This is a genomic window from Janthinobacterium sp. C22 (assembly GCF_057919405.1).
In genome coordinates this window covers 3,105,708-3,131,306 of sequence record NZ_CP193659.1, presented here as the reverse complement: position 1 = coordinate 3,131,306, position 25,599 = coordinate 3,105,708, and the positions used below count along the sequence as shown (strand labels likewise).

Genomic DNA, 25,599 nt, shown 5'->3' with positions numbered 1-25,599 from the left:
GAATTCATGAAACAGTTCCTCGCGCTGCCCATGCTCGCCGCTTTCTCCATGTTTGCGCTATTGACGGCCTGTGCCGTGAAACCTGCGCAGAAAGAAGACGATCTCCCACCAATCACGGCCCACGTTCCTTTCCGGGCACAAGTGGTGGGACTGCAGTGGCTCAATCCGCTGCAGCGGCTCGACTATCCGACCGAGTGGCAGTTGCTCTGGACGCTCGGCCTGGCCAAACCCAACAAGAATGACGATATGGTCAGGACGGATCCCAGGGGTTTCAGCACCCTGCAGGCCGTCGCCCCCATTGCCCACGATATCAATGGCAGGGAAACGTTCAAGGGCTATCACCATAAGTATCTGCGCGAGCTGATGACCAATTTTCACGACATTTACTATTCCAGCCCCACCTACTTCTACCACGTCTATCCCAAGGATCAAAAACAGAACTGGCGTGAACTGGCAGGCATCCGCGTGGAATATGCCCTGCCTGAAGGGAAATTCGATCTGGCAGAAGTACACCAATTCACGCAGCAAACCATCACCGACACCTTCAGCATCGGCAATACCAATTTCCCCACCCTATGGACCCGCGCCACCCCGCCCGACGTGCGCATCACCCTGGGCGGCAACAATGCGGGCTTCGTCTCCCTCCACGCGGCGCTGGCCTATCTGGAAGCGCATCCGAAGGAAACCGTGTGGGTCATGAACTGGGACGCGCCGAGCCGGCCGAAGCCCATGCAGATCAATGAAAACCTGGTGCTGCTCGTGCTGGCCGGCCCCGGCTACAAGACGGAACGGGCGGCGCTGGCGTGGATAGGCTATCCGGCCACGAAAAGCGTGGCCGATTTTGCACTGGCCAAGGGCAAGCCGCCGCGCGCCGTGCAGGCGTGGCAGGCGGCGTTCGCCGAGGCGGCGCGTCAGGGCGGCAAGACGGAAGAAGACATCGGCTACGTCATCCACGACGCAAACAAGACGTTGCCCACCTCCTCCGACCGCCTGGCCCAGCTGGCGCATGCCTTGAGCCTGGAAGTGCCGGGCTTCGACTTCCTGCCGCAGACCTTCAATACGCCGGCCCTGCTGGGCGAGATGGGCGCCGGCACGGCGCTGACCAATGTCGCCCTGGGCATCGCCCATGCCAACCACGTCGGCCAGCCCGTGCTGGTGGCGGGCACCAGTGATCCTGACAGCGTCACGGGCGTGCTGGTCACGCCACCGGCAACGGTGCGCCCCATCGCCCACGACAAGCCGTGGTTCCGCGCCCGTGGTGAAAACCATGCCTACTTGCCCTGGTGGGGCATCCGCCACGACACGGCGGACGACATGCAGGGGTACTCAAAATAAAGGCCGGGGCGCTGGCCAGCGCCCTTCACGCTGCGCGCCATGCGTGCACGCTCCCATGCAGCATCCGGCCCGGACGCCGCAGCCAACCCGCCGGCGCTCGCCTCTTGCGCGCCCAAGCATCAGGAATCGTGAGCCGCGCGCTCAGTATTTACGATTTGCTTCGCTCCCCGTGGCGGCTTATCGTGTACCCGCAATCGGCCTGGCCCGGCCTTCCGGGACCCCGGGTCCTTGCCAGCCGGCGCCGGCCTTGTTGCATGCGCTCCACTTCCCCCTCCTTTGCCTGGACAGGCACCACGATGACCTACTTGACCTACGCCAGCCCCCTGCCGCCCGCGCCGCCCTTGCGCCGCATCGATGCCGCCGCAGCCAGCCAGTCCGACGGCATCGCCAGCGTCTGGACGCAGGTGCGCGGCATGGCGCAGCGGCTCGCCGCGCGCGAGCCGCTGCTGCGCCCCATGCTCGACGAGCTGATACTGCCGCACGACAGCCCCGCCGGACTGCTCGCCGCCGTCCTGGCCCAGCGCCTGGGCGCGCGCGACATGCGCCCGGCCGTGCTGCGGCCCCTGTTCGAGGATATTTTAAGCACGCAGCCGCCCATCCTGGCCAGCATCACGGCCGACCTTGCGGCCATCGCGCAGCGCGATCCCGCCTGCCCCGACAGCCTGCACGCGCTGCTGAACCTGAAGGGTTTTCACGCCCTGCAGACCTACCGCATGGCCCACCATCTGTGGACGGCGGGCCGCAGCGAGGCCGCGTATTCCCTGTCCAGCCATGCGGCCGGCGTCTTCGGCATCGACATCCATCCGGCCGCGCGCATCGGCGCGGGCATCATGCTCGATCACGGCAGCGGCATCGTCATCGGCGAAACGGCCATGGTCGACGACAACGTCTCCATCCTGCAGAACGTCACCCTCGGCGGCACCGGCAAGGAACATGGCGACCGTCATCCGAAGATACGCTCGGGCGTGATGCTGGGCGCGGGGGCCAAAATCCTCGGCAACATCGAGATCGGCACCATGAGCAAGGTAGCCGCCGGCAGCGTGGTCCTGCGCGACGTGCCCGCGCATTGCACCGTGGCCGGCATTCCCGGGCGCATCGTCCGCTACCACCTGGCCGACACCCCGCCCGCCTTCGAGATGGACCAGATGCTGTAGCGGCGCCCACGCACAAGACATGGCGTCAAACGCAACAACATAGTGCAAATGATGCGTCTTCCGCCATGCCAAATCCCTCAGTACCATGTAATGACTCTTATTGGATGGATCAGCCACCTTATGAATTCGCCGTCAAAACCCGTACCCCCACACCCAGCCAGCAGGCCGCCCAGGCCGGCGCCGCCACGATGCCCGTGCGCGGCGCGCTTGCCAGCCTGTCCCTGTCGATGCTGCTGCCCGCGCTGGGTACCAGCATCGCCAACGTGGGCCTGCCCGACATGGCCAGGGCCCTGCATGCGCCGTTCCAGGACGTGCAATGGATCGTGCTGGCCTACCTGCTGGCCATCACCGCGCTGATCGTCAGCGTGGGCCGCCTCGGCGACATGATCGGCCGGCGCCGCCTGCTGCTGGCCGGCATCGCCCTGTTCGCCGCCGCCTCCATCCTGTGCGCCCTGGCGCCCACCCTGTGGCTGCTGGTCGCCGCGCGCGCCCTGCAAGGCCTGGGCGCCTCCGTCATGATGGCGCTGACCATGGCCTTCGTCGGCAGCACCGTGCCCAAGGCGCAGACGGGCAGCGCCATGGGCCTGCTCGGCACCATGTCGGCCGTCGGCACCACGCTCGGCCCCGCGCTGGGCGGCCTGCTGATCGCGCGCTTCGGCTGGCAATCCATCTTCCTCGTCAACGTGCCGCTGGCCGGCGTGGCGCTGCTGATGGTCTGGCGCTTCCTGCCGGCCGACCAGCACGGCGCGCACGCCAAACGGCCCGTCTTCGACCACCGCGGCACGCTGCTGCTGGCGCTGACCCTGGCCGCGTACGCGCTGGCCATGACCCTGGGCCGCGGCCATTTCGGCATGCGCAACGTGGCCCTGCTGCTGGCCGCCTGCGTGGGCGGCGCCCTGTTCGTCTACGTGGAGCTGAAGGCGCCGGCGCCGCTGATACGCCTGGCCATGCTGCGCGCGCCCGTGCTCAGCGCCGGCCTGGCGACCAGCATGCTCGTGTCGACGGTCATGATGTCCACCCTGGTGGTCGGTCCCTTCTACCTGGCGCGCGGCCTGGGCCTGGGCACCGCCGTCACCGGCATGGTGCTGGCGGCCGGACCGCTGGTGGCGGCGTTCTGCGGCGTGCCGTCCGGCTGGCTGGTGGACCGCTACGGCGCGCAGCGCATGGGCGGCGCGGGCCTGTGCGGCGCGGCCGCCGCCTGCCTGGCGCTGTCCCTGCTGCCGGCCAGCCTGGGCATTCCCGGCTACGTCGCCCCGATCATGCTGCTCACGGCCAGCTACGCGCTGTTCCAGGCGGCCAACAATACCGCCGTGATGGGCGACATCGTGCCCGAGCAGCGCGGCCTCATCTCCGGCATGCTCAATCTGTCGCGCAATCTGGGCCTCGTCACGGGCGCCTCCGTGATGGGCGCCGTCTTCGCTTTTTGCCAGCGCCAGCGATATCGCCGGCGCCCAGCCAGCCGCCATGATCCGTGGCATGCACGCCACCTTTGCCGTCGCCAGCGCGCTGATACTCGCCGCGCTGGCCATTTTCGCGCTCGGCCGCGCCCTGGCCAAGCCCCCTACGCCTTCTGGAGACCCCGCATGATGCGCCCCCGTCCGACCCCCTCCCTGCCCGTCCCGCTGTTACTGCTGCTGGCCCTGGCCTGCAGCGCCACGTTATCCGGCTGCGGCCGTTCCCAGGCCGCGCCTGGCGGTCCGCCGCCCAAGCCCACTGTTTCCGTGGCGCTGCCGGAAACGTCGATGGTGCAAGCGAGCCTCGACTACACGGGCCGCATCGAGCCGTCGCAGCGCGTGGAAGTGCGCTCGCGCGTGTCGGGCTATTTGCAGCAGATCGCGTTTCGCGATGGCCAGCAGGTCAAGGCCGGCGATGCGCTGTTCGTCATCGACCCGCGCCCCTTCGCGGCGGCGCGCGACCGCGCCCGGGCCAGCCTGGCCCAGGCCCATGCGCGCAGCAAGCTGGCCACGGCCCAGTTCGAACGCAGCAGCCGGCTGCAGCAGACGGGCGCGGCCAGCACCGAGGAGCTGGAACGGGCGCGCGGCGAGCTGGAAGGCGCGCAGGCGGCCGTCATGCTGAGCCAGGCGGAATTGCGCAGCGCCGAACTGGAACTGTCCTTCACCACCATGCGCGCACCCATCGCCGGCACCGTGTCGGACCGCCGCGTCGACGTCGGCAACTATGTCGCAGGCGGCGCGGCGCAGAGCGGCGTGCTGACCACCATCGTCGCGCACAGCCCCGTGCGCGCCATGGTCGACCTGTCGGAAGCGGATTTCCAGCGCCTGCGCCAGCAAAGCAAGCTGCCGTCCAAGGTGCAGCTGGCGCTCGATGGCGGCGGCCCCGCCCAGGATGCCAGCGTCGACTTTGTCGACAACGAGATCAGCGCCCGCTCGGGCACGGTGCGCCTGCGCGCCAGCCTGGCCAACGCCGACCGCGCCGTCATGCCGGGCAGCTTTGCCCGCGTGCGCATTCCCGTCGGCGCGGCGCAAGAGCGCCTGCTGGTACCCGACGCCGCCATCCTCAGCGACCAGAACAAAAAGATGGTGTTCGTCGTGGACGCGGCGGGCAAGGTGGCGCCGCGCAAGCTGGAACTGGGCGGCCTGCAGGGTGACAAGCAGATCGTGCTGTCCGGCCTCGCGCCGCAGGACCGGGTCATCGTCTCCGGCGCGGCCAAGGTGCGCCCGGGCGACCAGGTGCTGGTGGCGGCTCCCGCGCCAGCGGCACCTAAGGAGTGACCATGCGCTTTTCCCAATTTTTCATCCGCCGTCCCGTGTTTGCCATCGTGCTGTCGATCCTGATCACCCTCGTGGGCGCGGTGTCGGCCATGCGCCTGCCGATCTCCGAGTTTCCCGAGATCGTGCCGCCCACGGTGACGGTGAAGGCCAGCTACCCTGGCGCCTCGGCGCAGGAAATCGCCGATACGGTCGCCGCGCCGATCGAACAGGAAATCAACGGCGTCGACGGCATGCTCTACATGTCCTCGCAATCGGTGGGCGACGGCAAGCTGACCATCAGCGTGGTATTCAAGCCGGGCACCAACGTCGAGCAGGCCCAGTCGCTGGTGCAGAACCGCGTGGCGGTGGCCGAAGCGCGCCTGCCCGAAGCCGTGCGCCGGCTGGGACTGGCCGTCAAGAAGGCCTCGCCCGACCTGCTGATGGTGGTGCTGTTCGATTCGCCGAAAGGCACGCGCGACCAGCAGTACATCTCCAACTTCATCGGCACCGCCGTCAAGGACAAGCTGGCCCGCATCGAAGGCGTCGGCGACATCTACACGCGCGGCGCGCGCGACTTCTCGATGCGCATCTGGCTCGACCCGGCGCGCGTGGCCTCGCTGGGCCTGAGCGCGCCGGAAGTGATCGCCGCCGTGCGGCAAGCCAACTCGCAGGTCGCCGCCGGGGTATTGAACCAGCCGCCCGGCGGCAGCGACGGCGCCTACCAGGTGCAGGTGCAGGCGCAAAGCCGCTTGCGCGACGTGGCCGAATTCGAGGCGATCGTCGTGGCCGCCCATGCCGACGGCGGCGTGGTGCGCCTGCGCGACGTGGCGCGCGTCGAGATGGGCGCGCAGGATTACACGGAAAGCGGCTTCGTCGACAACCGCACGGCCATCGCGCTGGGCATCAGCCTGCTGCCCGGCTCGAACGCGCTGGCCACCGGCGACCGCGTGCTGGCGCAGCTGGCCAAAATGGAAGCCGATTTTCCGCAGGACGTCGCCTACCACGCCTATTACAACCCGACCGAATTCATCCGCTCCTCGATCGACAAGGTGCGCGACACCATCTTCGAGGCGGCGCTGCTGGTGTGCCTGGCCATGCTGCTGTTCCTCGGCTCGTGGCGCGCCGCCATCATTCCCATCCTGGCCATTCCCGTGTCCCTGGTCGGCACCTTCACGGTGCTGGCAGCGATGGGCTATACCCTCAATACCCTGTCGCTGTTCGGCCTGGTGCTGGCCATCGGCATCGTCGTCGATGACGCCATCGTGGTGGTGGAAAACGTCGAGCGCCACATGGAGGAAGGCATGAGCCCCGTCGCCGCGGCGCAGCGCAGCATGAACGAGGTGGGCTTCGCCCTCGTCGCCATCGCGCTGGTGCTGGTGGCCGTGTTCGTGCCGACGGCCTTCATCGACGGCATCTCCGGCATGTTCTACCGCCAGTTCGCCGTCACCATCGCCGCCTCCACCGTGATCTCGGCGCTGGTCTCGCTGACGCTGTCGCCGGCCCTGGCCGCGCTGCTGCTCAAGCCGCAGCACGACGCCAACAGCCTGGGCGCGCGCTGGATGGCCATCTTCAACCGCGGTTTTTCCCGCCTGACCGGAGGCTATGTGCAACTGACCGGGCGCATCCTCTCGCGGCGCTGGCTGATGCTGCCCGTGTACCTCGTGCTGGCGGGCCTGACCCTGTGGCGCCTGGACGTCACGCCGCGCGGCTTCGTGCCGCAGCTGGACCGCGGCTATGCCATCGTCTCGATCCAGCTGCCGGCCGGTTCGACCCTGGCGCGCACCAGCGAAGTGGTGCAGGACGCCACGGCCCGCCTGATGAGCCACCCGGGCGTGGCCCACACGGCCGCCTTCGTCGGCACCGACGGCGCCACGTTCTACTTCGGCGCCCAACACGGCCGTCATCTTCACCATGTTCAAGGACTTCGGCGCGCGCGCCAGCGATGGCCTGGACGGCCCGGCCATGCTGGGCGCCCTGCGCGGCAAGCTGGCGCCCATCAGCGCGGCGCGCGTGATGGTGATACCGCCGCCTTCCGTGCCCGGCATCGGCACCGGCGGCGGCTTCAAGCTGATGCTGCGCGACACGGGCGGCCTGGGACCGCAAGCCTTGCAGGCGGCCGCGCGCGGCATCGCCGAGGAAGCGGGCAAGCTGCCCTCGGTGATGGGCGCCTTCACGCCGTTCAACGCCATGAGCCCGCAGGTCAAGGTCGAGCTGGACCGCACCAAGGCCGAATACCTGGGCGTGCCGCTGCTGCGCGTCAACGAGACCCTGCAAAGCTACATGGCGCCCGTGTTCGTCAACGACATGAACCTGATGGGCCGGGTCTGGCGCGTCACCGCCCAGGCGGACGCGCCCTACCGGCGCAGCGTGGCCGACCTGGCCGCCCTGAAGACGCGCGCCGCCAACGGCGACATGGTCCCGCTGGGCAGCGTGGCCACCTTCAGCGAAGGCACGGCGCCGTTCCGCGTGCCGCGCTACAACCTGTATCCAGCCGCCGAAATCCAGGGCAGCACCAAGCCCGGCTACTCGACGGGGCAAACCATCGCCGCGATGGAAGAGCTGCTCAAGGCGCGCCTGCCGGCCGGCTTCGACTACGAGTGGACGGAACTGGCGCTGCAGGAAAAACACGCGGGCGCCAGCACCGGCATGGTGCTGGGCCTGGCCGTGCTGCTGGTGTATCTGCTGCTGGCGGCCCTGTTTGAAAGCTGGCTGCTGCCGCTGTCCGTCGTGCTGATCGTGCCCAGCTGCGTGCTGGCCACGCTGATCGGCGTGTCGTGGCGCGGCCTGGACAACAACGTGCTGACGCAGATCAGCATCGTGGTGCTGATCGGCCTGGCCGCCAAGAACGCCATCCTGATCGTCGAATTCGCGCGCCAGGCGATGGCGGCCGGCGCCGATGCGCGCGCAGCGGCCATCGCCGCCGCCCGCACGCGTCTGCGGCCGATCCTGATGACGTCGCTGGCCTTCCTGCTGGGCGCGATACCGCTGATGCTGTCTTCCGGCCCCGGCGCGGAAATGCGCCAGTCGATGGGCACGGCCGTCTTCGCCGGCATGCTGGGCGTGACCTTGTCGGGCCTGTTGTTTACACCCTTGTTTTTCACCTTGCTGAGCAGGCGCCGCGCGGCGCCCGCCACGCACACGGTCGCGCTGGGAGAAGCCGCATGAGCCGCATGACACACCTGAACACGCGCCACGCCGCGCCGCTGCTGGCGGCGGCCATGCTGGCCCTGGCCGGCTGCAGCGCCGGCACGCCCACGGCGACGCGGGCGCTCGAGCCGGCGCAGCTGCCGGTCCTGCCCTCGGCGGGCGCACCGGAGCTGCAGGCCGGCGCGCCGCCGGCGCTGTGGTGGCAGGAACTGGGCGATGCCAGGCTGGAGCAGCTGGTCAAGCGCGCCTGGCAAGACAATTACGACGTGCGCATCGCCGCCGCGCGCCTGGCCAGCGCCAGCGAGTTCGCGCAGGCGGCGCGCGGCGCCCGCCTGCCGACGGTGGATCTCGATGCCCAGGCCGGGCGCGCGCGCCTGGCGGCGATCGAGAGCGGCGACGGCCAGCCGCACATCGCCTCGCCGGTGCAGTGGAACGCCGTCTTCAGCTGGGAGCTCGACCTGTTCGGCCGCGTGCGCCACAGCATCGCCGCGGCCGAGGCATCGGCGGACGAGCGCGCCGCCGTGCGCGACGACGTGCGGCGCCTGATCCTGGCGCAGGTAGTGGACGCCTACCTGGTGCTGCGCGGCGCGCAGCAGATGCGCGCCAGCCTGCAGGAACAGCTATCGAACCAGTCCGGCACCCTGCAACTGGTGCGCGAGCGCGAGAACGCGGGCCGCGCCGCACCGGCCGAACGCATGCGCGCCGAGGCGCAGATGCGCCTGGCCAGCGCCCGCCTGCCCAGCCTGAACGCCGAAGAACGCATGGCGCGCAACCGCCTGGCGACCCTCACCGGGCAGCGCCTCGACGCGCCGGAACTGGCGGCGCTCGACCAGCCGATGCCGCTGGCGCTGCCGCTGCCGCAATCCTTGCTGACGGACGAACCGGCCCACCTGCTGCTGCGCCGGCCCGACGTGCGCGCGGCAGAACGCGCGCTGGCGGCCGCCAGCGCCCGCGAAGGCGCCGCCATCGCCGAGCGCTTCCCGCGCATCAGCCTGGGCGCGCTGTTCGGCGCCTCCGGCGTGGCCGGCGACTGGAATGGCGGCGATGCGGCGCGCTGGCATGCGGGCGCCGCCTTTTCCCTGCCGCTGTTCGATGGCGGCACGCGCCGCGCCCGCGCGCGCGCGGCCGGCGCCGAGGTGCTGGCCGCGCAGGCCGGCTTCGACAAGGCGCTGGCACTGGCGCTGGAGGAGACCGACAGCGCCATCGCGCAATGGGTGCAGCTGCGCGGCCGCCATGCGGAACTGCGCCAGGCGCACCAGCTGGCGCAGGAAAGCGCGCGCCTGGCGCGCGTGCGCTACCAGGAAGGCGCGGAAAGCCTGCTCGGCGTGCTCGAAGCGGAACGCATTGCGCTGGCCACGCAGGAACAGCTGGTGACGGCGCACCGCGACGTGGCCATCGCCACGGCACGCAGCTACACGGCCATGGCCGGCGGCTTCGACGGGCCCGTGCCGCGCTAGAGTAACGCTGCCGGCGCCGTCAGGCTATGCCTGCCTGACCGGCGCAGGCGTCGACCACGCAGCCGCGCAGCCAGCGGTGGGCGGGATCGGCGTCCATGCGCGGATGCCACATCAGCGAGACGGTCAGATCCGGCATGCGCAGCGGCAGCGCAAAGCTGAACATGCCGGCGCGCAGATTGCCCGTATGCCGCTCCGGCACCGTGGCGATCAGGTCCGAGCCGGCGGCCAGCGCCAGCGCCGCCGTGAAGCCGCCGACGATGCTGGCGATCGTGCGCTGCAGTCCCAGCGCGGCCAGCGCGTCATCCATCGGCCCCGTATCCTGGTCGCGCCGCGCCACCAGCACATGCTGGCCGGCCGCATAGCGCTCGGCGCTGATCTCGCCCTGCGCCAGCGCATGGCCGCTGCGCACCACGCCCACGAAGCGGTCGCCGAACAAGCGGCGCGTGCGCACTTCCGGACTCGTGAAACTGCCGATCACGCCCGTCTCCAGATCGATGCTGCCCTCGCGCAGCTGCACGCTTTCGCGGTCGACCTTTTGCACGAAGCGCAGACGCACGCCGGGCGCCTGCGCGCCGATATGCGCGAGCAGTGCCGGGCCGAAATTTTCCACGAAACCGTCGCTCGAACGCAGCGTGAACGTCTGCTCCAGCTGGCGCGGATCGAGCCGCTGCGCCGGTCCCAGCACGGCCAGCGCCTCGCCCACCAGCTGGCCCACCCGTTCGCGCAGCTCCAGCGCGCGCGGCGTGGGCACCAGTTCGCGCCCGGCGCGCACCAGCAGCGGATCGCCGGTCGTCTCGCGCAGGCGCGCAAGGGCGCGGCTCATGGCCGATGGACTCAGGCGCAAGCGCCGCGCGGCGCGCGTGACGCTGCCTTCGGCGAGCAGGACATCAAGGGTGATTAAGAGGTTCAGATCGGGTAGCGACATAGTTTCTTACCTTAGCATGATTTGCCGGCGCCATGGCGCCGGACGCATGGATACATTGCGCGCCACACGCCTTCCGGCGCGCCCGGCGCGGCGCTACGATGGCTGCATCGCCACTTTGATCGACAACGACATGCCAGCCATTCTTGCTCCTTCATCCGCCCATGCCGCCCGCGCCGGTCACCACGCACCGGCACCACTGCCGGGGAGCGCCCGGTGAGCCGCCTGCTGTCCTGGGCCGCGCGCTTCCTCGCGCCGGCAGGCGCGGCGCCGCGCCAGGAGCCTGGGCAGGAGCAGGACGGCAGCGAAGGCAGCGAAGGCAGCGAAGGCAAGGCCGCGGCCGCGCCGGCCGATGCCTATCCGCTCGACGCCACCGGCTGGGGCACCTGCGGCTGGCCATTGTAGGCACGCCTTTACCTCAACGCACGCGCGCCATCGCTCGCCCGCACCAGCACGCCATCGGCCAGCCAGCGCAGCAGCAAGGGGGCCGGCGCGAACGGCGTGCCATTGGCGTCCAGCAGGTGCGCCTGCTGCGCCGCCGCCAGCGCAGCGCCCAGGGCGGCCCCGCCGGCCAGCACGCCCAGCGCCGCCGCTTCCGCCGCATCGATCTCGCGCACCCGCGCCGTCCAGCCATCGCGGTACACCAGCGCCAGCGTCTCGCCCACGGGGCCGGCCGGCATGGCATGCCGCGCCGCGGCGTCGTGCGCCAGCCAGATCGCCGCCGCGCGCCAGGGCGAGCGGTACAGCACGGCCGCCGGATGCAGCGCCAGCTGCCAGGCATCGACCTGGCCGGCACCGGCCGCCTGCACGTCGGGCAGCGTCAGGGGCGCCGCGTCGGGCGCGCCATGCGCCTCGTGCAGCAGCCACTCGAGGCGCGCCACGTCGGCAAAATAGCCATGCGCGGCGGCCGGCGGCCAGGCGGCAAGAAACACCGGCAGGCTGGCGCCGAAACGGGCCAGGTCCGCGCTGCGCGACGGATGCGCATCGCCGTAGGCGTGCGCCATGGCCAGGAACCAGGAAGCGCCGCCCAGCGCGCGCAGCACCGGATACACGAGTTCCAGCGAGCGCGCGTGATGCTGGCGCAGCGCCTGGCCATAGCGCGCCAGGGCGCTGGCGCCGCGTGCATCGCCTTCCAGCCAAGGCGCCAGCGCGCACGCATCCGGCACGTGCGCGCCGATCTGCGCGCCGAAGGCGGCCTGCAGGCGCGCCAGTTCCTCAAGCGTCATCGCATGCCGCCAGGGCCGCCGGCGCGAGCGCCTCGCCGGCAAGCGTCCGCGCGCGGGCCACTTCGTCGAGCAGGGTGGCCAGGGGCGGCAGATTGGTATCCCATTCGACCAGGGTGGGCAGCGGGCCGTAGCGGCGCAAGGCGGCGCGGTACAGTTCCCACACGGGGGCGGCAACGGGCGCGCCGTGGTGGTCGACCAGCAGGCCGCCATCTTCGCAGTGGCCGGCCAGGTGCAGTTCGCCGACCAGGCCCGGCGCCAGCGCCGCCATCGCGGCCAGCGCGTCCTCGCCGTGATTGCATTGATTGACATACAGGTTGTTGATATCGAGCAGCACGCCGCAACCGGTGCGGCGCGCCACGCAGGCGAGGAATTCCGTCTCGCCCCAGCTGTCGCCGGGAAAGCGCAGATAGGTCGAGACGTTCTCCAGCAGGATGCGACGGCCTAGTACCTCCTGCACCAGGTCCACGCGCTGGCACACCAGTTCCAGGCTGGCGCCGTTCAGCGGCAGCGGCAGCAAGTCGTTGAGCACCGCCTCTCCGGTGGCGCCCCAGCACAGGTGTTCCGACACCAGCATCGGCTCGATGCGCGCGGCCAGGCGGGCGATGCGCTCGACATGCGCGCGCGAAAAGCCGTGCACGGAGCCGAGACCCATGCCGACGCCATGCAGCGAGATGGGATAATCGGCGCGCAGCGTCACGAGCACGTGCTGGTCCCAGCCGCCTTCGGCCAGATAGTTCTCGCTGTGGACTTCGAGCCAGTCCACGGGCTGGCGCCGCGCCAGCATGTCGCGGTAATGCGCGCCGCGCAGGCCGATGCCCACCGGGGGCGCGGCCTTCGCCACCTCGCGCATCAGGGCAAGCCGCGCGCGCGCGCTGGCGCCGCCCCGTCCTTGGCCGCCGTGCCGGGCGCCGCATCCATCTCGCGCACCACGCGCAAGCCGATCCAGCCGCGCCGTCCTTCCGCGCCCAGGCCCAGGCGGGTGGCCGCGCGCACGAAGTTCGGCGTATCGGTCCAGGAGGCGCCGCGCGCCACGCGTTTCTTGCAGCCCGCTTCCTCCCACACGCGGCCATCTTTCGGCGCGCCCTCATAGTCGCTGTGCCAGCAATCGGCCGTCCACTGCCACACGTTGCCCAGCACGTCGTACAGCCCTGCCGGATTGGGCGCGTAGCTGCCCACGGGCGCCGTGGTGGGCCAGTTGCCCGAACCGGAGACCACGCCGCCGCAATGCTTCTGCTGCGGGCAGTCGTCGGGACCGTACTTGGCGTCGCCGCGCGTGATGTCCTCGCCCCACCAGCGCGCCGTGACGGTGCCGGCGCGCGCCGCGTATTCCCACTCGGCCTCGGTGGGCAGGCGGTAGCGCGCCCCGCTCTTTTTCGACAGCCAGCGCAGATAGCTGTGCGCGTCGTTCCAGCTGACGTTGACGGCCGGGCGCGTGCCGCGTCCCCAGCCTTCGTCCGACGGCCGGTAGCCATCGCAGCCGCCATCCTGGACGCAGGCGTCGAACTGCTCGAACGTCAGGCTGAAGCGGCCGATGGCAAACGGCTGCAGGATCTCGACCGGGTGCTGGCCTTCATTGCCGAAGCGGCCGCTCTCGCCCGGGGGCGATCCCATGAGAAAGCGCCCTGCCGGCAGCGGCACCATCTCCGGGCAGGCGCCGTCGCAATCGCGGAACGACTTGCCGGCGGCCACGGGGCTGGTCACGCCGGGATCGATGGCGTCAGCCTTTTGCCTGGACAAATAGGCGGACAGGTTGGCGATATCGCCGTCCGTCAGGGGGCGACAGCCGTGTTCATCAAGGGACTGACGCGCGCATGCGAGCGGAAGGCGCGCAACTGGCTGTCCAGGTAGGCCAGGTTCTGGCCTGCCAGCTTCGGATAATCGGCGACGGCCGCATTGCCCTTCGGGCCATGGCAAGCCACGCACGCCGGCAGCGCGCGCGCCGCGTCGCCCTCGTGGTACAGCGCCTCGCCCGCCGCCACATCGGCCGGCGGGCCGGTCCTGGCGGGCGCCGCGCCCGGGCAGGCCAGCGGCGCCGCTTCCACCTTGCCGCCCAGCGCCGTGCACGTGCCGGCGGGGACGGTCATCCATTCGCCGGGATCGCGGTCGACCGTCGCCAAGCCCGAACACAAATGGAAGCAGGTGGTATTGGCGCATTCATTCTGGCCCGCCTTGGCCACGCCATAGCAGATTTCGCTCTTGGCGGCGGCCTTTTTCCGGCGCCTGCGCCGGCGCGGGGACCGCCACGGCCAGGGCGCAGGCCGCGGCCACGGCCGCCTGCACCAGCGCCTGCCGGTTTTGCGGCTGCGGCGCCGGCGGCATGGCAGCCTTGCTTGTCGTTGATACTTGCACCATGCGGTGGCTTCCTTTTCAAAAATGCCGGCAGGCGCCGCCAGCGGCGCGCCTGCCATGCCGTGTCAGTCGTTGTTAAGTCGATGCATCAGTCATAGTGCGCGCTCGCTTCGATCAGTTCGATGCGGTAGCCGTCGGGGTCCTGCACGAAGGCGATGACGTTGCTGCCGTGTTTCATCGGCCCCGCCTCGCGCGTGACGGTGCCGCCATGCGCGCGCACCCTGGCGCAGACGCTGGCCGCATCGTCGACCGCCAGGGCCAGGTAGCCGTAGGCGTCGCCGTGGGTGTAGTCGTGCCGGTCCCAGTTATGCGTCAGTTCGATGGCGGCATGCGCGGGCGCTTCGCCATAGGCGACGATGGCGCGCGTAAAGCGCGCGTCGGGATAATCGTGGCGCCGCTGCAGGGTCATGCCCAGGGCGTCCTGGTAGAAATGCAGCGCGGCGTCGAGGTCGGCGACGCGCAGCATGGAATGAAGTATGCGCATGGTGTGATGGCTCGGATCAGGTTGGGACAAGGGCTTCAGGCGACGCGCTGCCGCGCCACGACGGCTTCCATGGCCGGTTCGTCCGGCACGGGCAAGTAGCGGGCGCCGGCCTGGTAGCGCTGGACGAACTGGCCGAAGTCGCCGCTGTCGGCGCGTTCCACGCGCTCCTGCTCGGCCAGCGAGGCATCGGCCTGCGCCGTGAAGCGCGCCAGCGCCGCCGGCGCCAAGGGCCGGGCGCGAAAATACGCCGCGTGCGCCGCGCTCTGGCGCAGGGCGAAGGCGTCAAAACTGCCTTGCTCGGCGCGGATCGCCGCCAGCACGCGCGCCGAGGGCGTCAGCGCCACGTCGGCCAGCTTGGCGCGCTGCGCCGCCAGCGCCGTGGCGCAATCCTCGCCGCCGCGCGCCTGGTCCAGCAGCGCGGCCATCGGGGCGATGCGCTCGAGCAGTTCGCCGGCCCACGCCTGCAGGCTGACCTGTTCGCCGTGGCGCTCCAGCAGCAGTCCCGGGCGGCGCCCTTCCTTGACGGTGCGGGTGAAATTCTCGGTGTTCTCGCGGCTTTCGGCATTGCCGGTGAGCGGGCTGTCCTGCAGCGCGCAAAACAGCAGAAAGGCGTCGAGGAAATGACAGGCTGGCGCGCCGATGCCCAGCGGCTCGAACGGATCGACGTCGAGGCAACGCACCTCCACGTACTGCACGCCGCGCTGGGCCAGCGCATGCAGCGGGCGCTCGCCGCTGTGCGCCACGCGCTTGGGCCGGATCGCCGAGTAGTACTCGTTCTCGATCTGCAGGCGGTTGGTATTGATCTGCACCCACTGCCCCTCGCGCCGCGTGCCCAGCTCGACATACGGCAGGTACGGGTGGTTCATCGCCGCCGCCAGGCTGGTGATATAGCTGTCGAGCGTGTTGTAGTCGGGCGTCAGGCCGGCCTGGGCATCGTTCTGGTAACCCATGTCGCTCATGCGCAGGCTGGTGGCGTACGGCAGGTACACCGTATCGGCCGACAGTTGCTCCAGCGGGAAGTCGCCGCGTCCCGGAAAATGGGCGGCCAGGGCTGGCGCGGCGCCGAACAGATACATCAGCAGCCAGCCAAAGCGGCGGAAGTTGCGGATCAGCGCGACATAGCTTTCCGACTGAAACTGCATCGCCGTGCGGCCATCGTCCTCGTCCGCGCGCAGGCGTTCCCACAATGCGGGCGGCAGCGAGTAGTTGTAGTGGATGCCGGCGATGCACTGCATGCTCTTGCCATAGCGCAGCGCCAGGCCGCGCCGGTAGACATGCTTGAGCATGCCGATGTGCGAACTGCCGTACCAGGCGATCGGGATGTCGGGGTCGGCGGGCAGGCGGCACGGCATCGAGTGGCTCCACAGCATTTCGTCGCCCAGTCCGCTGAAGACGAAACGGTGCAGGGCGTCGTAGCCGTCCAGCATGGCGGCCGTGTCCTGCTCGGGCGGCGTGATCAGCTCGATCAGTGCCTCGGCATAGTCGGTAGTGATGGTGGGATGGGTCAGGGCCGCGCCCAGCGCCAGCGGATGCGCCGTGGCGGCCAGGTGGCCGCGGCCGTCCACGCGCAGCGCTTCGCGTTCGATGCCGCGCAATCCCTGGGCCAGCAGCGCAAGTCCGTCCGCGCCTGCCAGCAGCGCCATGCGGCGCGTCAATAATGAACTCATAGCTGTGCTGCCTTTACAAAAAAACATCGTTCGGCTTTCCATCTCGACGCCGACGATAAGCCCCAAGCCCCGGACCACACAACTCGCAAATCCTGAGTGCGGGGATCAGAAACACTGATGCCAGGGGCAAGACGCCTGCATTTCCGGGGCCTGCGCCCGGCACCGGCGTTCGCATCAGCGTTGGTGAGTGCTGCACTCAGGATTTGCGAATTGCGCCGTCCCGCGCGGCCCCTTATCTTGATAAACGAATATCAATAGACGGAAAAGTTTGGTTGCGCCGGCATCGCAGCGCCGGTACACCCCTCCTTCCGTATCCGGCGCGCCGTCACGGCCGCGTGCTCAAGACGCATGCATGCGTGCATGCGGCATGCAAGCCAACAAGGAAGCCGACAAGGCGATGGGAGAACACAGGTGGAAGTGATGGACAAGATGGTCGCGGACGACCCGGGCGTTGTACGCCTGAGCACTTATGCGCTGGAAGACAACTTGCTGGCACGCGGCGGCAGCGTTTTTCTCACCGGCACCCAGGCACTGGTGCGCCTGCCGCTGATGCAGCGCTGGCTGGACCGCGAGCGGGGCCTGAACACGGCCGGCTTCATCAGCGGCTACCGGGGCTCGCCGCTGGGCGGCTACGACCAGGCGCTGTGGCGCGCGCGCGGCGTGCTGGAAGCGCAGCAGATCCGCTTCCTGCCCGCCATTAACGAAGAGCTGGCCGCCACCGCCGTGCTGGGCAGCCAGCAGGTCGAGACCGATCCCCAGCGCACGGCCGATGGCGTGTTCGCCCTGTGGTACGGCAAGGGACCGGGCGTGGACCGGGCCGGCGATGCGCTCAAGCATGGCAACGTCTACGGTTCCTCGCCGCACGGCGGCGTGCTGGTGGTGGCCGGCGACGACCACGGCTGCGTCTCGTCATCGATGCCGCACCAGAGCGATTTCGCCATGCAGGCGTGGAGCATGCCCATCGTCAATCCGGCCAGCATCGCCGAATACCTGGAATTCGGCCTGTACGGCTGGGCGCTGTCGCGCTTTTCCGGCATGTGGGTGGGCTTCAAGGCCATTTCCGAAACCGTGGAAAGCGGCGCCACGGTCGACCTGGACGGCCTGTGCACGCGCTTCGACCAGCCGGCCGGCTACAGCGTTCCCGCCAGCGGCCTGCATTACCGCTGGCCCGACCTGCCCGGCCTGCCCATCGAGACGCGCCACGCGCACAAGCTGGCCGCCGTGCACGCGTTCGCGCGCGCCAACAGCATCGACCGCCTGCTGTGTCCCAGCCCGCAAGCCGATATCGGCATCGTCACCTGCGGCAAGGCGCACCTCGACGTGCTCGAAGTGCTGCGGCGCCTGGGCCTCAGCCTCGATGTGCTGGAACGCGCCGGCGTGCGCCTGTACAAGGTGGGCCTGAGCTTTCCGCTGGAAGCCGAGCGCCTGGCGCAGTTCAAGGCGGGCCTGCGGGAAATCCTCGTCATCGAGGAAAAGGGGCCGCTGGTGGAGCAGCAGATCCGCACCCTGTTCTACAACCTGCCGGACAGCGCCCGCCCGCTGGTGCTGGGCAAGCTCGATGCCGGCGGCGCGCCGCTGCTGCCGGCGCAGGGCGAACTGCGCCCTTCGCGCATCGCCGGCGTGCTGGCGGCCTGGCTGGCGCGCCACAAGCCCGCGCTCGACCGCCGCAGCCTGCTGCCCGGCTTCGCGCCCGCCGCGCTGCTGGCGAATGCCGCCGACGGGGTGCGGCGCCAGCCGTATTTCTGTTCCGGCTGCCCGCACAACAGCTCGACCAAGGTGCCGCAGGGCTCGCGCGCGCAGGCCGGCATCGGCTGCCATTTCATGGCCTCGTGGATGGAGCGCGACACCACCGGCCTGATACAGATGGGCGGCGAAGGCGTCGACTGGGTGGCGCACTCGATGTTCAGCAACACCGCGCACGTGTTCCAGAACCTGGGCGACGGCACGTATTTCCACTCGGGCTTCCTGGCCATCCGCCAGGCCATCGCCGGACGCGCCAACATCACCTACAAGATTTTATACAACGACGCCGTGGCCATGACGGGCGGCCAGCCCATCGACGGCAGCCTGAGCGTCGACGCCATCGCCTGGCAAGTGCATGCCGAGGGCGCCAAGGCGATCGCCGTGGTCAGCGACGCGCCGGAAAAATACGCGGGCCTGCGCGGCCGCTTCCCGCCGCCCGCCACCTTCCACGGACGCGACGAGCTCGACCAGGTACAGCGCCGCCTGCGCGAGGTCAAGGGCGTCACCGTGCTGATTTACGACCAGACCTGCGCGGCCGAACTGCGCCGGCGCCGCAAGAAAAAGGAAATAGCCGACCCACCGCGCCGCATGGTCATCAACAGCGCCGTGTGCGAAGGCTGCGGCGATTGCGGTGTCCAGTCGAACTGCCTGTCCATCGTCCCGCTGGAGACAAGCTATGGCCGCAAGCGCGCCATCGACCAGTCGTCCTGCAACAAGGACTATTCCTGCGCCGACGGCTTTTGCCCCAGCTTCGTCTCCGTGCGCGGCGGCGCCTTGCGCAAGGCGGCCGACGCCGCCATCGACCCGCAGGCCCTGCGGCGCGCCGCGGCCGCCCTGCCGCCGCCCGCGCCGCACGCCTGGCACGGCCCGTTCAACCTGCTGGTGACGGGAGTGGGCGGCACCGGCGTGGTGACCGTGGGCGCGCTCGTTTCCATGGCCGCGCACCTGGAGGGCAAGCAAGCCTCGGTGCTCGACTTCATGGGCTTCGCGCAAAAGGGCGGCGCCGTGCTGTCCTTCGTGCGCCTGGCCCTGGCCGGCCAGGATCTGCACCAGGCGCGCATCGACGTCGGCCAGAGCGATGCCATGCTGGCTTGCGACATGGTAGTCGGCGCCAGCGCCGACGCACTGCAGACGCTGCGCCACGGCCACACGCGCGTGGTCGCCAACACGCACCAGTTCCCCACCGCCGCCATGGTGCGCGATCCCGATGCGCCGCAGCATGCCGGCGCCCTGATGGACAAGCTGCGCCACACGGTCGGCGTGGAACACATCGCCGAATGCAACGGCCAGGTGCTGGCGCGCCAGCTGATGGGAGACACCATCATGGCCAATATACTGCTGATGGGCTTTGCCTGGCAGCGCGGCCTGATCCCCGTCGGCCTGGCGGCGCTGGAACGGGCCATCGAATTGAATGGCGTGGCCGTCGACGCCAACAAGGCGGCCTTTGCCGCCGGCCGCCTGGCCGCCTGCGGCGCTCCCTTGCTGCAAGGCGCGGCGGCGGCCCCGGTGGCGCAGGACGCCAGCCTGGGCGCGCTGGTGGAAGAGCGCAGCGCCATGCTGGCGCGCTACCAGAACGCGGCGCTGGCGGAGCGCTTCCAGGCGTTTGTCGCACGCGTGCGCGAACGCGAAAGCGCCGTCTTCGGCGCCGATGCGCCGCCCGTGCTGACCCTGGCCGTGGCGCGCGGCTACAGCAAGCTGCTGGCCTACAAGGATGAATACGAGGTGGCGCGGCTGTTCTCGGACGGCCAGTTCCAGCGCGAGCTGCGGCAGCAGTTCGAGGGCGACGTGACGCTCACCTTCCACATGGCGCCGCCGCTGCTGGGCAAGCGCAAGCGCGCCTTCGGCCCGTGGATGGGCAGGCTGCTCGCCATGCTGGCCAGGGCAAAAGGACTGCGCGGCACGCGGTTCGACGTGTTTGGCTACAGCGCCGAACGGCGCCGCGAGCGCCAGCTGATCACCGGCTACACGGCGCGCCTCGACGCCCTGCTGCCGCGCCTGAGCGCCGGGAACCTCGATTCCATCGTGGCGCTGGCCGAACTGCCGCAGGCCATCCGCGGCTACGGCCATGTGAAGCTGGCCAGCATCGATGCCGCCGAACTGCGCGCGCAGGCGCTGCTGGCCAGGCTGGAACAGCCGGCCGCCCCCGCTGCCCCCGCCGCACCACACGCCCAGCAGCCTTTCCGCACCATCGCCATCCGGCGCTACCAGTAAACATGCTTTTCATTGTCCACCACACGGCGCGGCGCCTTGCCGCGCCAGCGCGCCCAGGAGCCCAGCCTTGAAGTCCTTGTCCCTCGCCCCTTCCCTGCCCGCCGCGCGCCCGCGCGCGCTGGCCGCCGTCGCCGCGCTGACGCTCGCCAGCGGCCTGGCGGCCGCACTCTACCTGCCGGCCGCCATGGCCGGCGTGGTGGCGCTGCTGGTCTTTTGCATCAGCATGTGGGCCACGGCCCTGGTGCCCGAATACTGGCCGGCCCTGGCCTTCTTCCTGGTGGCGATGCTGTGCAATATGGCGCCCGCGCAAACCGTGTTCTCCGGCCTGCAGTCGACCACCTTCTGGCTGCTGTTCAGCGGCGCCGTGATGGGGGCGGCCATCGGCCACACGGGCCTGGGCAAGCGCGCGGCGGCCATCCTGTCGCGCATGCTGGGGCGGCGCTACGCTGGCGTCATCGCCGGCATCGTGCTGTTCAGCGTGGCCCTGGCCTTCGTCATGCCGTCGGGCATGGGCCGCGTGGTGCTGCTCATTCCCATCACCATGGCCGTGGCCGAGCATATCGGCTATGGCGCGGGCCATAACGGCCGCACGGGCATGCTGATGGCGGCCAGCTTTTCCAGCTTCCTGCCGACCTTCGCCATCCTGCCGTCGAACGCGCCGAACATGATCCTGTCCGGCATGGCGGACAATCTATATGGCGTGCAGATTGCGTATGTCGACTACCTGCTGCTGCATTTCCCCGTGCTGGGCATCCTCAAGTCCGTCCTGCTGGTGCTGCTGATCCTGTGGATGTTTCCCGCCGCCGATCCTGCGCGCGCGGCCGCGCCGGCGCAGCGGCAAGGTCCCATGTCGGCGCAGGAGACGGGACTGGCCGTGGTGCTGGGAGGCTGCCTGGCCCTGTGGATGACGGATGGCCTGCACCATGTATCGCCGGCCTGGGTCGGCCTGGCCGCCGCCCTGGTCTGCCTGTGGCCGGCCGCCGGCCTGACGTCGAAGCAATGCCTGAACCAGGAAATCAACTATGGCTCGCTGCTGTTCGTGGCCGGCGTGATGGGCCTGGGCGCGGTGATTTCGGAAAGCGGCCTGGGCGAAGCCGTGGTGCATGGCCTGAGCCGGCACGCCCGCTTTGCCACCGACACGCCGCTGTGGAACGCCAGCGTGCTGACCCTGATCTCGACGGTGGTGTCGCTGGTGACCAACCTGGCCGGCGTGCCGGCGACGATGACGCCGCTGGCGCAGGACCTCGCGGCCGTCACGGGCCTGCCGCTGATGACGGTGCTGATGACGCAAGTGCTGGCGTTTTCCAATGTCTGCCTGCCCTACCAGGCGCCGCCCCTGATCTTCGCCATGCAGGCGGCCAGCCTGCCGGTGGCGGCCGTCACCCGGCTCTGCCTGAGCCTGTTCATCCTCAGCCTGCTGATCCTCACGCCGCTGGACTTCGTGTGGTGGCACGTGCTGGGCCTGCTGTAGCGCCCTCGCGCGTTCGATGGCGCGCAGGAGCTTTCTCACGAAAAGTAACAATTTACGCCGTTTCAAGGGCTGATGCCCATCGCGTCGGCGACAGGGAGAAGCGAAAAGTCACAAATAATTACCCATCTTGCAGGCATTGTTAATGCAGTATTCTTAATAAAATCACATATAATACATAGTTGAAAAACGAATAAGAATATCTGGAATTTCACCCATCTTTTAACTTAATGGACCCGCCCCTCATGGAAATCCATCACCTGAAAACCTTCGCCACGGTGGCGCGCGAGGGCAGCATTACGCGCGCATCCGAACGGCTCTTCCTGAGCCAGCCCGCAGTCAGTGCCCATGTCAAGGCGATGGAGGATTATCTCGGCCTGACCTTGTTCGAACGCACGGCGCGCGGCATGAGCCTGACCAGCAGCGGCCAGCGCATCCTGGCCAAGGCCGAACGCACGCTCAACATCCACCGCGAGCTGCTCGACGAAGCCAACCACATCAAGGGCCGCCTGGCCGGCAAGCTGCGCATCGGCGTCGGCGGCCAGTCCAACAACGAAGCCATCGGCCGGCTGGTGCGGCGCTTTTCCGAGCACCATCCGGAAGTCGAGGTCTCGCTGGAGCATGGCAGTTCCACCGGCACCCTGAACGGCATCCGCAGCGGCACGCTCGACGCGGGTTTCTACAACGAGGCGCGCAGCCCCGACGACGACCTGGCGACCATCGAAGTGGCGTGCTTTCCCGTCTACGTGGCGGCGCCTGCCGGCATGCTCGATACCACCCAGCCGCTCGACTGGAACGCGCTGGCCGAGCTGCCGTGGATCTTCGCGCCTTCGAGCCTGTGCTGCGGCGGCGCCGCCGAGCACCTGTTCAAGACGCGCAATTTCCGTCCGCGCCGCATCATCAGCATCGACCGCGAAAGCGTCACCCGCTCGATGCTGGCCGAGCGCCTCGGCGTCGGCCTGCTGCATGGCGATACGGCGCTGGAGGCGCAGCGCCTCGGTGAAATCGACATCCTGTGCGTGGCCCAGTCCTCCGTGCGCAATCTGTTCGCGCACCTGGCCTCGCGCGCCGGCGAGCCGATGTTCGAGGCGATCAATGATGCGCTGAGCGAATCGGGCATATTGGCGGCCTGAACCGCCAATATGCCGAGCAAGTGCCACAGCCAGCGCGGGAAACCTAGCCAGCCAGGCGCTGCATCTGGTTGAAGATATTCTTGCGGTGCATTTCCTCGGTGCCGCCCACGCTGGCGAACCCCAGGGCGTTTTTCATCAGCTCGGCCACGCGGCCGTTGTGATAGCCCAGGCTGCCGTACAGCTTGACCAGGCTGGTGGCGCTGTTGATCAGGTCTTCGGCCCCCACCAGCTTGGCGATGGAACAGCTCATCAACCCTTCCCGCTGGCCTGCCAGCAATTGCGACAGCGCGCCAAACGCCAGCCAGCGCGAACGTTCCATGCCGATGCGGATGTCGACCAGGCGCCGCTGCACGTGCTGGTGGTTGTCGATGCTGCTATTGAAGCTGCTGCGGCTGGCCGCGTAGCGCATCGCCTCGTCCAGATAGGGCGCGATCAGGTTGGCCGCCGCCAGGCCGTAATACAGGCGTCCCAGCGAAATGGTGTCGATCAGCGTGGCCAGGCCGCGCCCGGGCGCGCCCAGCAGCTGCGACGGGTGCACGGCCACATCCTCGAAATGCAGGGCGCCGGTGGGCAGGTTGCGGTTGCCCAGCTTATCGTCCACCTGGCCGGCGCGCAGGCCCGGCGTGTCGCGGTCGACCAGCGCCAGCGCGATGTTGTGCTCTTCCTTGTCCGCCAGCCGGCAGACGATCAGCGCGAAATCCATGATGGGCGCGTGCGCGATATTGTATTTGCCGCCATTGAGCACGTAGCCGTCGGCCGTGGCGCGCAGGGTGCTCTGGATGCTGCGCACGTCCGTGCCCGTGCCGGGTTCGGCGATGCCCGTGGCGCTGACGTCGCCGCGCAGGATGGCGCCGAAATACCGGTCACGCTGCCCGGCGCTGCCGTGCCGGTCCAGGCCCCGCACCATGCCGGCCTGGGCGATGACCGACAGCAGCAGTTCCGGCGCGCCGATGGTGGAGGACAGGCCGTCGAGGGCGGCCGTAAAACTCCACCAGTCGCCCGTCGCGTGATCGCCGCCGGGCACGATCATGCGCCACAGGCCGGCGTCGCGCAGGCGCTGCCAGCCATCAAAATCGAAACCTTCTGCGCGCGCGGCGGCGCCGGCGGCAATGTCGCTGCCGATGCCGGCATAGCGCTGGCGTATCTCGTCCTGTTGCGGTGTAAATATCATGGTTAGCCTTGTTGATCGATGAAAGGAAAAGGGCCGCGCGGGCGGCCCTGGCAGGTTCTCCGCCGTCAGTCCGACAAGATGACGGAGCGGCCGATGGCGCCGTGCAGGTCGAGGCAGCGCTCGAACCAGGTGCTGACGGGATCGTCGGCCGGCAGCAAGGGATACGGCACGGTGATGCGCGCCCACTGCAGCACGCCGAACAGGATGTAATCGGCGAACAGGGGCTGCGCGCCGCCCAGCCAGCGCTGTTTCGCCAGCACGCTGCGCAGCGGCGCGAATTTTTCCGGCAGGGCCGCCAGTTCGATGTGGCGGGTGGCCGAGGCCTCTTCCAGGGTCTTGCCGAAGCGCTTCTCGCGCGCCGCGCGGAAGTACGCCTGGTCCGCCGGCGACATCAGCGCATGCATGTCCATGGCGGCGATGGCCGAGACGGGCGGATGGATGACCGTCTGGCTGAAGCTTTCGACGAAGCGGGCCATGGCCTGGCCGCCAGGCCCGCCGAACAGGCTGGGCCGGTCCGGATAGGCGCGCTCCAGGTGCACGGCGATTTCAAAGCTGTCGCCCTCGATGTGGCCGTTGTCGTTCAGCACCGGCACGCTTTTATAGCTGCCGTCCTCGATGCCGGCGATCTCGGCGAAGGAGACGGGCCGCACCTCGGCCAGCAGGTCCTTGTGCTTGAGTGCCATGATGATCTTCCACACATGGGGCGAATAATGGCGGCGCCGGTCGGCGGCGCACAGGCTGTACAGGATGATGGACATGCGGTTCTCTCTGGTTGCGTGGAAGGTGTCAGGCCGCCGCGCCGGTCAGCGCCAGGCGCTGCACGCCGCTGGCGGGGAAGCGTTCGCGCAGCAGCGCCAGTACCTGTTCGGGACTCGGTAGCGAGTGGTGGCCGTGCATGCGCCCGAGCAGCGGATCGAAATGGTCGTGCCAGACGGGGTCGATGATGATGTAGCCGTCCTCGCGCAGCTGCGCCAGGTTGCGCTGCACGGCCGGCTTGGCCAGCATCGGCCCGCCCATCACGGGGAACAGCAGCACGGGGAAGGTGGCGGCCAGGATCACGGTGGTCAAGCGATTGCCGGAAAAGCCGTTCGCCACCGCCGCCAGGGTATTCGCGGTGGCGGGCAGCACCAGCAGCAGGTCATGCTCGGCGGCCAGGCGGCCCGGCTTGTCGGTCGGCCAATCCTGCGGCCGCTCGCCGCTGATCACGCGGTCGACGTACAGCGCGATCGATTCCGGCTTGAGGAAGTTGGTGGCATTCGGCGTCATCAGCACGCTCAGCTCGCAATCGAGGTGGTCCTTGATGATGCGCAGGTAGTTCGGCAGCAGGGTCGAATCGAGCGATCCCGTGACGCCGATGAGGATGCGCGGCTTGTGTTTGTTGACGGGCGTTTCCATGGTGTTGTGTCCAGGTAGTGGCAAGC

At 69.2% G+C, this 25,599-nt stretch carries 20 protein-coding genes and 1 pseudogene; 10 read left to right on the top strand and 11 right to left on the bottom strand.

Annotated elements, in window-relative coordinates; genetic code table 11:
• Nucleotides 1-6 precede the first annotated feature (6 nt).
• From ACRHIG_RS14620 to ACRHIG_RS14595, 6 genes and pseudogenes are all read left to right on the top strand, one after another.
• Nucleotides 7-1,335: a hypothetical protein gene (locus ACRHIG_RS14620; RefSeq protein WP_489630582.1), complete on the top strand. Its 1,329-nt coding sequence runs from the start codon at nt 7-9 to the stop codon at nt 1,333-1,335.
• A 296-nt stretch (nt 1,336-1,631) separates the two neighbouring features.
• Nucleotides 1,632-2,489, top strand: coding sequence for a serine O-acetyltransferase (cysE, locus tag ACRHIG_RS14615; protein WP_475416186.1), 858 nt, complete (start codon nt 1,632-1,634; stop codon nt 2,487-2,489).
• Between the two features lie 104 nt (nt 2,490-2,593).
• Entirely contained in the window at nt 2,594-5,221 is a 2,628-nt protein-coding gene (locus ACRHIG_RS14610; protein ID WP_489630581.1) for an efflux RND transporter periplasmic adaptor subunit, read from the top strand.
• Between the two features lie 2 nt (nt 5,222-5,223).
• A pseudogene (locus ACRHIG_RS14605) lies at nt 5,224-7,014 on the top strand (efflux RND transporter permease subunit); the annotation flags it as partial.
• 97 nt (nt 7,015-7,111) lie between these two features.
• The gene (locus ACRHIG_RS14600) at nt 7,112-8,365 is read left to right on the top strand and encodes an efflux RND transporter permease subunit (protein ID WP_489630580.1); all 1,254 of its coding nucleotides are present in this window, start codon (nt 7,112-7,114) and stop codon (nt 8,363-8,365) included.
• On the top strand, nt 8,362-9,804 hold the full coding sequence (locus ACRHIG_RS14595) for an efflux transporter outer membrane subunit (protein ID WP_489630579.1): 1,443 nt from the start codon (nt 8,362-8,364) through the stop codon (nt 9,802-9,804). The genes ACRHIG_RS14600 and ACRHIG_RS14595 overlap by 4 nt, the downstream gene beginning before the upstream one ends.
• A 19-nt stretch (nt 9,805-9,823) precedes the next feature.
• On the opposite strand, the gene ACRHIG_RS14590 is transcribed toward ACRHIG_RS14595, so the two are convergent.
• Entirely contained in the window at nt 9,824-10,729 is a 906-nt protein-coding gene (locus ACRHIG_RS14590; protein ID WP_489630578.1) for a LysR family transcriptional regulator, read from the bottom strand.
• 213 nt (nt 10,730-10,942) lie between these two features.
• On the opposite strand from ACRHIG_RS14590, the gene ACRHIG_RS14585 reads away from it, so the two are divergent.
• Complete coding sequence (locus ACRHIG_RS14585; RefSeq protein ID WP_489630577.1) at nt 10,943-11,131, top strand: hypothetical protein; 189 nt, start codon at nt 10,943-10,945, stop codon at nt 11,129-11,131.
• Nucleotides 11,132-11,139: 8 nt separating this feature from the next.
• Here the strand turns inward: ACRHIG_RS14585 and ACRHIG_RS14580 are convergent, their stop codons facing one another.
• From ACRHIG_RS14580 to gshA, 7 genes are all read right to left on the bottom strand, one after another.
• Nucleotides 11,140-11,952: an HvfC/BufC family peptide modification chaperone gene (locus tag ACRHIG_RS14580; protein WP_489630576.1), complete on the bottom strand. Its 813-nt coding sequence runs from the start codon at nt 11,950-11,952 to the stop codon at nt 11,140-11,142.
• Nucleotides 11,942-12,802, bottom strand: a complete 861-nt coding sequence (gene bufB / locus ACRHIG_RS14575; protein WP_475416178.1) for an MNIO family bufferin maturase — start codon at nt 12,800-12,802, stop codon at nt 11,942-11,944. Before bufB ends, ACRHIG_RS14580 begins: the two co-directional genes overlap by 11 nt.
• Entirely contained in the window at nt 12,802-13,689 is an 888-nt protein-coding gene (locus ACRHIG_RS14570; protein ID WP_489630575.1) for a formylglycine-generating enzyme family protein, read from the bottom strand. Before ACRHIG_RS14570 ends, bufB begins: the two co-directional genes overlap by 1 nt.
• 32 nt (nt 13,690-13,721) lie before the next feature.
• Nucleotides 13,722-14,129: a BufA1 family periplasmic bufferin-type metallophore gene (bufA1, locus tag ACRHIG_RS14565; protein ID WP_489630574.1), complete on the bottom strand. Its 408-nt coding sequence runs from the start codon at nt 14,127-14,129 to the stop codon at nt 13,722-13,724.
• Nucleotides 14,107-14,304, bottom strand: coding sequence for a hypothetical protein (locus ACRHIG_RS14560; protein ID WP_489630573.1), 198 nt, complete (start codon nt 14,302-14,304; stop codon nt 14,107-14,109). Before ACRHIG_RS14560 ends, bufA1 begins: the two co-directional genes overlap by 23 nt.
• Before the next feature lie 85 nt (nt 14,305-14,389).
• A complete protein-coding gene (gene gloA, locus ACRHIG_RS14555; RefSeq protein ID WP_475416176.1) occupies nt 14,390-14,785 on the bottom strand; it encodes a lactoylglutathione lyase in 396 nt (131 codons plus the stop codon).
• A gap of 35 nt (nt 14,786-14,820) precedes the next feature.
• Nucleotides 14,821-16,452, bottom strand: a complete 1,632-nt coding sequence (gene gshA, locus ACRHIG_RS14550) for a glutamate--cysteine ligase (RefSeq protein WP_489630572.1) — start codon at nt 16,450-16,452, stop codon at nt 14,821-14,823.
• Between the two features lie 429 nt (nt 16,453-16,881).
• Between gshA and ACRHIG_RS14545 the strand changes: the two genes are divergently transcribed.
• The 3 genes from ACRHIG_RS14545 to ACRHIG_RS14535 all read left to right on the top strand — a co-directional run bounded on the left by ACRHIG_RS14545 (nt 16,882) and on the right by ACRHIG_RS14535 (nt 23,007).
• Nucleotides 16,882-20,406 (top strand): indolepyruvate ferredoxin oxidoreductase family protein, encoded by a 3,525-nt coding sequence (locus ACRHIG_RS14545; protein WP_489630804.1) that lies wholly within the window; start codon nt 16,882-16,884, stop codon nt 20,404-20,406.
• A 67-nt stretch (nt 20,407-20,473) separates the two neighbouring features.
• Nucleotides 20,474-21,877 (top strand): SLC13 family permease, encoded by a 1,404-nt coding sequence (locus ACRHIG_RS14540; RefSeq protein ID WP_475416174.1) that lies wholly within the window; start codon nt 20,474-20,476, stop codon nt 21,875-21,877.
• A 242-nt stretch (nt 21,878-22,119) separates the two neighbouring features.
• Nucleotides 22,120-23,007 carry a LysR family transcriptional regulator gene (locus ACRHIG_RS14535; protein ID WP_475416173.1) on the top strand — a complete coding sequence of 296 codons (888 nt, stop codon included), beginning with the start codon at nt 22,120-22,122 and terminating at the stop codon, nt 23,005-23,007.
• A gap of 43 nt (nt 23,008-23,050) precedes the next feature.
• Here ACRHIG_RS14535 and ACRHIG_RS14530 read toward each other — a convergent pair whose 3' ends face one another.
• From ACRHIG_RS14530 to ACRHIG_RS14520, 3 genes are all read right to left on the bottom strand, one after another.
• Nucleotides 23,051-24,178, bottom strand: a complete 1,128-nt coding sequence (locus ACRHIG_RS14530; protein ID WP_489630571.1) for an acyl-CoA dehydrogenase family protein — start codon at nt 24,176-24,178, stop codon at nt 23,051-23,053.
• Between the two features lie 65 nt (nt 24,179-24,243).
• Nucleotides 24,244-24,936 carry a glutathione S-transferase family protein gene (locus ACRHIG_RS14525; protein WP_475416171.1) on the bottom strand — a complete coding sequence of 231 codons (693 nt, stop codon included), beginning with the start codon at nt 24,934-24,936 and terminating at the stop codon, nt 24,244-24,246.
• Nucleotides 24,937-24,964: 28 nt separating this feature from the next.
• Nucleotides 24,965-25,573, bottom strand: a complete 609-nt coding sequence (locus ACRHIG_RS14520) for a flavoprotein (protein ID WP_475416170.1) — start codon at nt 25,571-25,573, stop codon at nt 24,965-24,967.
• Nucleotides 25,574-25,599: the final 26 nt, after the last annotated feature.